This window comes from Candidatus Seribacter sulfatis (assembly GCF_964187635.1).
Taxonomy (GTDB): Bacteria; Verrucomicrobiota; Verrucomicrobiia; order Opitutales; family Seribacteraceae; genus Seribacter; species Seribacter sulfatis.
The window spans coordinates 1-8,422 of record NZ_CAXLMO010000009.1; the positions used below are offsets into that span (position 1 = coordinate 1).

Below are 8,422 nucleotides of genomic sequence, written 5' to 3' on the forward strand. Positions count from 1 at the left end.
CTTCCAAGGTTGCCGTACCCGCCGATTACCCACAGAATGACCTGTACCGTAAAGTCGTGGCTCAGCACTGCGATGCGATTCGAGTCGATGACGATCACATCGGGAAAATCCTAGCTAGTCTCAAGGGGTCGGGACTCGAAGAGAACACCATTGTGGTTTATTTATCCGATCACGGAGCCAATCACTTGGTCCGGCATAAACAGATGCCCACAGAGGGCGGATTACATGTTCCGTTTATGCTCATGGGACCCGACAAATGGGTGCCTAAGCAAGGTGCCCGCAAGGACTTGGTCAGTACCTTGGACCTGACTGCGACCACCTTAAGTTGGGCGGGAATCAAGCTGCCCGATTGGTACGAAGGCCGCAATCTTTTCGCCAAGGACTTCGAGCCCCGTCAGTGGGTGGCCTCGGCCAAGGACCGGTTGGATCATACCATTGACCGGGTTCGTACCATCCGGACCAACAAGTTCCGCTACACTCGGAATTACAAGCTCGACCGTATCTTGCTCCAACCGCAGTACAGGGATAGCAAGGACTACCTTAAGAACCTTAAACAACTCTACGCCGCAGGCAAACTTTCCGCCGACCTAAAAAGGATTTACTTTGGGGAGCGCCCCAAGGAGGAATTCTACGACGTATCGAAAGACCCTGCGCAAGTGCGCAACTTGGTCGGCGATCCCAAGTTCGCCAAAGAACTCAACCGTCATCGCAAGTTACTTGACGCCTGGCTGGCCAAGGGGGACCAGGGAGAAGATGAGGAATCCTCCAATGCGCTCCGTCATAACGGGGACGATTGGCAAGGTGGGCGGGGGGTGAACCCGGAATACGAAATCAACCGCAAAGATAACGACGGCGACGGATTGTCCGACAAGTGGGAAAAGCTCAACGGTCGGAATCCGCAGGATGGACGAATCGCCTATGAATTCGATTGCGGGGGCTGGCAGACCGAAGGCTGGCAGGGCAGGGGAATACGGGAAAATATAGCCGGCTTTCAGGGTTTTCTGCAATTCCGTCTTCCCGGCAAACCCGGTTCTTTGGTTCGCAAGGGACTCAAGATCAAACCCAACGGATCCGACCAAGCACTGCTCATTAAGCTGCGGGCAGATGCACCTCTTGAGATCGAGGCCCTTGCCAATGGCAAATCCCTTGGTTCCGTCATGAAAGTTTCTGCCTCCAAACAATTCAAGGAGGTTCGGCTTCCGCTAACAGGTAATACGAACTGGAAAAACGTTATCAAATCTCTCGAGATCAAGCTCAAGGGCTCGGAAGGAACCAACCTTGAAGTGGATTTAATTGAGGTTAAACGTTCTTGAGTGCCGAGGGTGAGGACAGTGCTTTCATGGCATCTTCCTCCCTCATGACTTCGAGAGAGAAAATCAAACATGAATAAGAAATACAAGTACTCCATCCTTCTCTTTTTCCTTTGGGCGCAAGTAGTTGCTTCGCAGGCGAAGAAGCCATCGGATTCACCCAATATCCTTTTTGTTTTTAGCGATGATCATGCTTGGCAGTCAATTGGAGCTTACGGTGGAAGACTTAAAGAAGTCGCCTATACTCCGCATATCGACAAGCTGGCGAGTGAAGGAATGCTTTTCAGGAAATGTTTCGTAGCCAATGCACTTTGTGGTCCAAGCAGGGCGGCCATACTTACCGGTAAATACGGGCATAGAAACGGGGTTACCTGGAATAGAAATACCAACTTCGACGGATCCCAGCAGACCTTCCCTAAGATGTTGCGCAAAAATGGATACCAAACCGCGATCATCGGGAAATGGCATTTGGCATCAGTACCGACAGGCTTTGATTATTTCGATGTCATGAAGGGGCAGGGTCGGTATTATAATCCTTTCCTTCAGAGGGGGAATGCGGAAGGATTACAGGATACCCGGACGTTGGTCGGTTATAATTCCGATGTCGTGGGCGACCTAACGATCGAATGGCTGAAAAACGGTCGTGATAAAAGCAAACCTTTTATGCTGATGTCCCAGTTCAAGGCCACACACCATGGGTTTTGTCCGGGTCCGGAAGAATATGATCTGTACGACGACGTCCATATTCCCGAACCTGATAATTTATTTGATGATTTTTCCTATCGTGGGACGGCGATACGCGAGCAAACTTTGACTCTTTATAAAAACTTGTCGCATGGGATTCTAGTCGGTGATCCAGGGGAGTTAGGCAAACTCAACCCGAAGCAAAGAAAAGCCTGGAATGCTTATCGCTCAAAATTTTCCAAACCTTTTCAGGCGATGAATTTGAACTGGAATGATCAAAACAGGGAGCTTTCCCGCTTCAAGTATCAGGCCCTTCTCAAAAACTTTCTGGCTGCGGGGGCTGGTATCGATAAGAATGTGGGGCGTATCCGTGCTTTTCTTCAAGAAAATGATTTGGCGGATAACACAATTGTCATCTACATGGCGGATCATGGATTCTTTCTGGGAGAACATGGATTTTTTGATAAGCGGTTTATGTACGAGGAGTCACTCAGAACTGCGTTCATCGTCCATTGGCCGGGGCAAGTCGAAGCGGGCGTGGTGAACGATCAAGACATTGTGTCCAATATTGATATAGCCAGCACTTTTCTTGATATTGCAGGAATTGAAATCCCTCAAGAAATTCAAGGCAAAAGCATGGTTCCCGTCCTCCAGGGCAAAACTCCGGATAATTGGAGAAAGACTTTTCTTTACACCTATCACGAACTGGCGAACCATAATGTGCAGCCCCATTTCGGGGTAACGGACGGACGGAACAAACTGATTTATTACCCAAAGTACAACGAGTGGGAATTCTTTGATCTTAAAAAAGATCCCCAAGAAATGATTAGTCAATATTTCATACCTGAGAATAAAACAGTTATAACAAAGCTTAAAAAAGAGCTGGTCCGTTTAAGGAACCAATATTATTGCCCCCCCATTATTACACTCAGGAACATGAACAAAAAAGCCAATTGGGACTATGAAAAACGCCTCATGCCACTCGGAGTAAAATAACTAAATAAGTAAAGTGAGCCGATTTAATATTAATGCTTTCTCTTTCGACTCCGACTCGTAAACCCTGCAGGATCCCAGTGCAGATTATTAATGTCCTTACATGCAATAAAATATCGGCTAATTTTGGTTTAATTGTAACTTACTAGTTATAACCTTTATTTCAATGGCAACCCCAAGCTCAAATTCCAACCGACATGAAGACTTTGTTGCTCTCTATGTGCGTCACGAGCCTGCGGTGTTTTCCTTTGTCATGGCAATGGTGGGAAGAAGCGCAGATGCAGAAGATGTGGTTCAACGGGCGAGCATGACCATGTGGAGATGTTTTGATCGTTTTAAGCCGGGAACTAATTTTCGGAACTGGGCTTTTCAGGTGGCCAAGAATGAAGCACTCAATCACCTGACCCGGGCTCGAAGAGATCGCCATGTCTTTAGCGAGAAAATGATTGAACTCTTAGCCTCAGACAATTCCGAGGAAGCCGATAAACTGGAAGCCCGTCGTCGTGCATTGGATTCATGTGTGGAGAAACTTCCACAGGACGATCGTGAAATAGTCTCCGGCTGTTATGCCGAAGGTGCCACCGTACAATCCTACGCCAAACAAAAGGGCGGCACCGCCAATAAATTTTATAAAAAGCTCAATCGCATTCGCGGTAAATTACATCAATGTATCGAAGCTCAACTTGGAATAGAGGGGAGTATGATCTGATGAAAGATAAGGAATTTCAGGAGTTAATTGATCAGTCTCTTAATGAAACTATTAGTGAGGTTGATATGAAAGCCTTGGAGGAACGAATGCTTCAAGATCCCCAAGCCCGTATTCACTACCTAAGCTCGGTTGGTCTGCATGCTTCTTTAAGACGTCGATTTTCAAGTCAGCAGGAGGAAGAGGGAACGATTCTGTTTCCCGGGCAAAGCATTTTTACCCGTAAAACAGTGTGGGCGGTTGCCGCCTGCCTGGTTCTGTTTTTTGGGCTGCTTATTTTTCAGGTATCCAATCGGCCATTTGCCGAGGTGGCGCATGTTATCGGTGCATACCGTGCCGATGGAGTTACCTACAAGACTGGGGAAACAGTGGAGCCTGGAATCCTTTCCTTGACTCGTGGGTTATTGAGACTGGATTTTTCAAATGGGGCACGGGTTACGGTGCAGGGACCTGCAGAATTGGAGGTTTTTGATCAAGATCGAGTCCTGCTTCATAAGGGTTTGGTGACTGCGACGATCCCAGAATCCGCGGTTGGTTTTGTGGTCGACACAGTGGCAGCTCATGTGGTGGATCTCGGTACATCATTCGGGGTTTCGGTGAGCGAGAATGGCCAAACTGAGGTATGCGTATTTGATGGCGAGGTGGAAGTAAGTCTGCCCCGTGAAGCAGGGCTGGAAGAAGTTTCTCATTTAGTAAGGGAGGGGGAATCAATAAGTGCACGTGTTAATTCTTCGGTGATTGATTCCGTTTCTTATGAAACCAGTCAGTTTGAAAATGCTTTGCCGGTTAATTATGGTGTTCTTCAAACCACCGGTTCCATGCGATTTGTCTCTCCGGGGCCAGACTTTCATCCCGGGAATTATAAAGATAACGAACACATCGTTGTCTTTCCTGAAAAGAGAGGTTTTCTTTCCAACGAGAGTATGCGGGTGGATATGATTGATCCCGGGGAATATGAGAAGTCACATTATGAGGAAAAACCAACCCTTGTTCCTCACCGGGCAATGACAAGTTACTTGTTACAGTTGGATGCCTACCCTGAAGGAGAGAATCCGAACCGTCGCCGTAGTGTCATTGGGCAGATTACATTTGCGAACCCTATTGTGGGTGTTATCACCGAAGATCGTTTATTAAATGAATCCGAGGTCGTTTTTGGCATACCCGGGGCAGACTACCCCTCTGCACGAACCATTGAACCCAGACCGGAAGGTGATGAAAGAAAGGGTTTTGATAAGTTAATTCTAACCGCGGATAGACATTCGCTTATTCTTGAATTAAGGGAAAACCCCGGACATTTAGACCAAGTAAGAGTGTTGGTTGAAGCTCAATGAATCTACCTACGAATCTGTTTTAGACATGCTTTATGAAACAAGACCTTTCTATGATTCGCGAAGGGCCACCATCAGAACGTTTCATTGAGCAAATGAAATCTTTCAAGCATTCCATTAACTTTTTGATTCCCGCCTTTTTGGTACTGGCTTCAGTCTTGAACGCTGCCAAGGCTCCGAACTTTGTGTTGGTGTACATGGATGATCTCGGTTGGGCTGAGACTTCGGTTGAAATGATCCAAGGGCGCGAGGATACGCGGAGTGATTTTAACCGGACTCCCAATGTGGAAAGACTGGCACGCGAGGGGATGGTTCTGTCCTCCTGCTACTCACCCTCGGCTTTGTGTGCTCCGTCAAGAAATAGTCTGCTCCATGGAATGACGCCTAGTCGGTTGAGGTACACCGTACTTTCTGCGGTGGAAGCGAAGAAGCAATATCTTGGACAAATCACGATTCCGCAGGCTTTAAAAAAAGCGAACTCAAATTATCAGACTGCTCATTTTGGCAAGTGGCACAATGAAAGTATTAAGCCGGCTGAAGCTGGATATGATGTCACGGATGGACCGAATGGGAACGGGCCCGGCGATTTTGATGATGACGGCAAGACGCATCTCCCTGAAGATGATCCCAAGCGAATCTTTTCGCTTACTGAAAAAAGCATCAACTTCATGAAGGAACAGGTAGCTGCTGAGAAGCCTTTTTATTTGCAGCTCTCTCATTATGCCAACCATATTTGGCACGACTCGCTCAAGGGAACCCGTGAGAAATACAAGAAACTGCCGAAGGGTAAGAAATATGAGAAAAAAGACGGAATGCCGGACGAAGAAATACCCATTGCCATGTATAACGATGGATGGATCATTAATTACGCTGCCATGCTCGCTGATGTGGACCGTGCATTTGGAACCTTATTGGATGCGATTGATGAACTTGGGATAGAGGAGGAAACTTATGTGATTTTCACCTCGGATAATGGAGGTGGTTTTCGTGGAAATGCTCCGCTTAAGGCCGGAAAAGGCAGTCTTTATGAAGGCGGCATTCGCATGCCATCCTTCGTTCGTGGGCCTGAAGTAAAGGGAGGGAGCTATTGCAACATCCCGGTGGTACAATGGGACTTCCTACAGACTTTTTATGACTTGGCAGGCGGTACGGATCCACTGCCCAAGGATTTGGACGGGGGTAGCCTGCGTGATATTTTTCAAAAAGGAAACAAGGGACGGGTAAAACGTAATACCAAGGAATTAATTTTTCATTTTCCCTGGCATACCGGCGTCGCCGAGTCTGTTATCCGCTCCGGTAATTATAAACTGCGCAAGGACCTCGATTCTTTGAACACTGAATTGTTTGATATTAGTAAGGACCTCAGTGAAGAAAATGATTTGGCTGCGGATATGCCCGATCTTGTCCAGAAGCTTGATAAGAAACGGGCGAAGTACCTGATAGAGGTTAATGCGGAGACGGTTACCTTAACCCGACGTAATTATGTTGAGCTACTTGAGGGAGGGTGGATTGAAAATGGAAGGAATCGGTTGGCTAAACTGAAGGCGGAACTGGTTACCGATCCGTCGAATAAGCAAAAAGCTTTTCAGGTGGGTGTTTCCCAGAACCATGTTGATTTTCAGGATAAACAACTCGAACGTTCCAAACGGCTGATCCAGATGCACGAGGATCGTGGAACTGCTAACCAAAACTAATTACCATGAATACCATTCGTCTAATTACGATATTTTTTCCTTTTGTCGCGTCACTTTGCTTATCGGCAAAGGCACCCAATTTTATTCTCATCTATGCGGACGATCTTGGCTATGCCGACACTTCGGTACAGATGATGGATGCAGAGCCCTCGACCCAAAATGCTTTCATTCAAACACCCGGAATCGAGCGGCTCGCTGAAATGGGAGCCCGCTTTACTGCTGCATATGCTCCATCACCTACCTGTACCGCATCCCGGATCAGTATCCAGCATGGTCAGTCGACCGCCAAGATTCAGTACCGGAATGTTTTTGATGTTCTGTCCCAGGTTCAGCGTCCGGATGGGTATGAAGCTGAAATTACCATGGCTGAAATGCTCAAGGATTTGGGAACGAATTATATCACCGCTCATTTTGGCAAGGGATGTAGTGCGATGGGACGATTTGACGAGGCCGGGTATGACCTAACCGATGAAAATCCGGGTGAACCGGGAGGAAACGGTAACGGGCATGGTTCGTATTGGGATCCGATTAAGGACAAAACCCCGTTTCCTCCGGATAATCCGAAGCGGATGCATTCGTTACGAAAAGATGCCGCAGGCTTCCTTAAGAAACATGCCGGAAAGCAGCCCTTCTTTATGATGGTTTCGCATTATGCTCCTCATATTCCTTTTGTCTGTACTCGGGAGGCTTTTGAACGAACTAAAAAGCGGTGGATCGCAGCAGGATATGATACGAAAGGCCTGGAAGAACTAAACGATGATCCGGTTAACAACCCCAAAGGAGAAGCAAATAAAAAGATTACCTATGCCGCCATGGTGGAGGAAATGGATCTCACTCTGGTCGATGTGCTTGATGCACTTGAGCAAACAGGCGAATTGGAAAATACCTACATCATCTTTACTTCCGACAATGGAGGCGGACATTCCGAAAAGCGAAAAGTTGATGGAGAAATCCGTAGGTTTAATGGTCCGTTACAGGAGGGGAAACGTTCGATTTATGAGGGTGGAATCCGTGTGCCCACCGTCATATCCGGGCCAGGGATTAAAGCGGGTTCACAATGCGATGTGCCCATCGTACAGTGGGATTTTCTGCCCACCTTTCATGACCTGAGTGGGAGTGAGGCACCAATGCCTCCGAATACCGATGGAGGAAGTTTACGTCAGGTATTTAAGAAAGGGAACAAGGGAGAGGTCAAGCGGGGCGCACCAGGAATTATCCATCATTATACCTGCCACTACCACCCACCAATCAGTTCAATCATTATGGGCGATTACAAATTAATGCGTCATTTAAACTCCAATGAATTTAAATTGTTTAATTTGAAAAGCGACTATCGCGAGGAAAAGAATTTGGCATCCGCCATGCCTGAGAAGGTCAAGGAAATGGATCAGGCTTGCCGGAAATATGTCAAGAAAGTGGATGGCGGAACGGCCGAACAGGTTAGACAGGCACACCATAAACTGATGGATCATTTCAGCCAGCAGTCGGTATATTTCTACAGGAAAAGGTTAGCGGTCCTGAAGGAACAGAGTCTTCCTGATTTTGAAGACCGAAAGGCAAAAATGCTCAAGCAGCTCAACGACGATCTCTTCAAAAATATAGTGAACAAGGAGAAAACAAATGTACACCGAACCCTTTATTCCTGGAGAGAGGGGCCGGAAAAGAAAGAGGCAGAAAAAAATGCCCGCATAAAATTTGTTGAATTTA

6 protein-coding genes are annotated in these 8,422 nt (G+C 47.1%); all 6 read left to right on the forward strand.

Annotated elements, in window-relative coordinates; genetic code table 11:
• Window positions 1–1,313 (forward strand): sulfatase-like hydrolase/transferase (locus tag ACKPQ5_RS01010; protein ID WP_407677225.1); only part of this gene is annotated, 1,313 nt, incomplete at its 5' end.
• A 69-nt stretch (window positions 1,314–1,382) separates the two neighbouring features.
• Window positions 1,383–2,990 carry a sulfatase family protein gene (locus ACKPQ5_RS01015; RefSeq protein ID WP_407677226.1) on the forward strand — a complete coding sequence of 536 codons (1,608 nt, stop codon included), beginning with the start codon at window positions 1,383–1,385 and terminating at the stop codon, window positions 2,988–2,990.
• A 163-nt stretch (window positions 2,991–3,153) separates the two neighbouring features.
• A complete protein-coding gene (locus ACKPQ5_RS01020; RefSeq protein WP_407677227.1) occupies window positions 3,154–3,696 on the forward strand; it encodes a sigma-70 family RNA polymerase sigma factor in 543 nt (180 codons plus the stop codon).
• Window positions 3,696–5,024 (forward strand): FecR domain-containing protein, encoded by a 1,329-nt coding sequence (locus tag ACKPQ5_RS01025; protein ID WP_407677228.1) that lies wholly within the window; start codon window positions 3,696–3,698, stop codon window positions 5,022–5,024. The genes ACKPQ5_RS01020 and ACKPQ5_RS01025 overlap by 1 nt, the downstream gene beginning before the upstream one ends.
• Before the next feature lie 32 nt (window positions 5,025–5,056).
• Window positions 5,057–6,715: a sulfatase gene (locus ACKPQ5_RS01030; protein WP_407677229.1), complete on the forward strand. Its 1,659-nt coding sequence runs from the start codon at window positions 5,057–5,059 to the stop codon at window positions 6,713–6,715.
• A 5-nt stretch (window positions 6,716–6,720) separates the two neighbouring features.
• On the forward strand, window positions 6,721–8,422 hold a 1,702-nt coding region (locus ACKPQ5_RS01035), incomplete at its 3' end, for a sulfatase (RefSeq protein WP_407677230.1).

What these genes read in the sequence shown, in the direction of transcription:
- ACKPQ5_RS01015 (WP_407677226.1), top strand. Translation starts at nt 1,383, where the DNA reads ATGAATAAGAAATACAAGTACTCCATCCTTCTCTTTTTCCTTTGGGCG.
- ACKPQ5_RS01020 (WP_407677227.1), top strand. Translation starts at nt 3,154, where the DNA reads ATGGCAACCCCAAGCTCAAATTCCAACCGACATGAAGACTTTGTTGCT.
- ACKPQ5_RS01025 (WP_407677228.1), top strand. Translation starts at nt 3,696, where the DNA reads ATGAAAGATAAGGAATTTCAGGAGTTAATTGATCAGTCTCTTAATGAA.
- ACKPQ5_RS01030 (WP_407677229.1), top strand. Translation starts at nt 5,057, where the DNA reads ATGAAACAAGACCTTTCTATGATTCGCGAAGGGCCACCATCAGAACGT.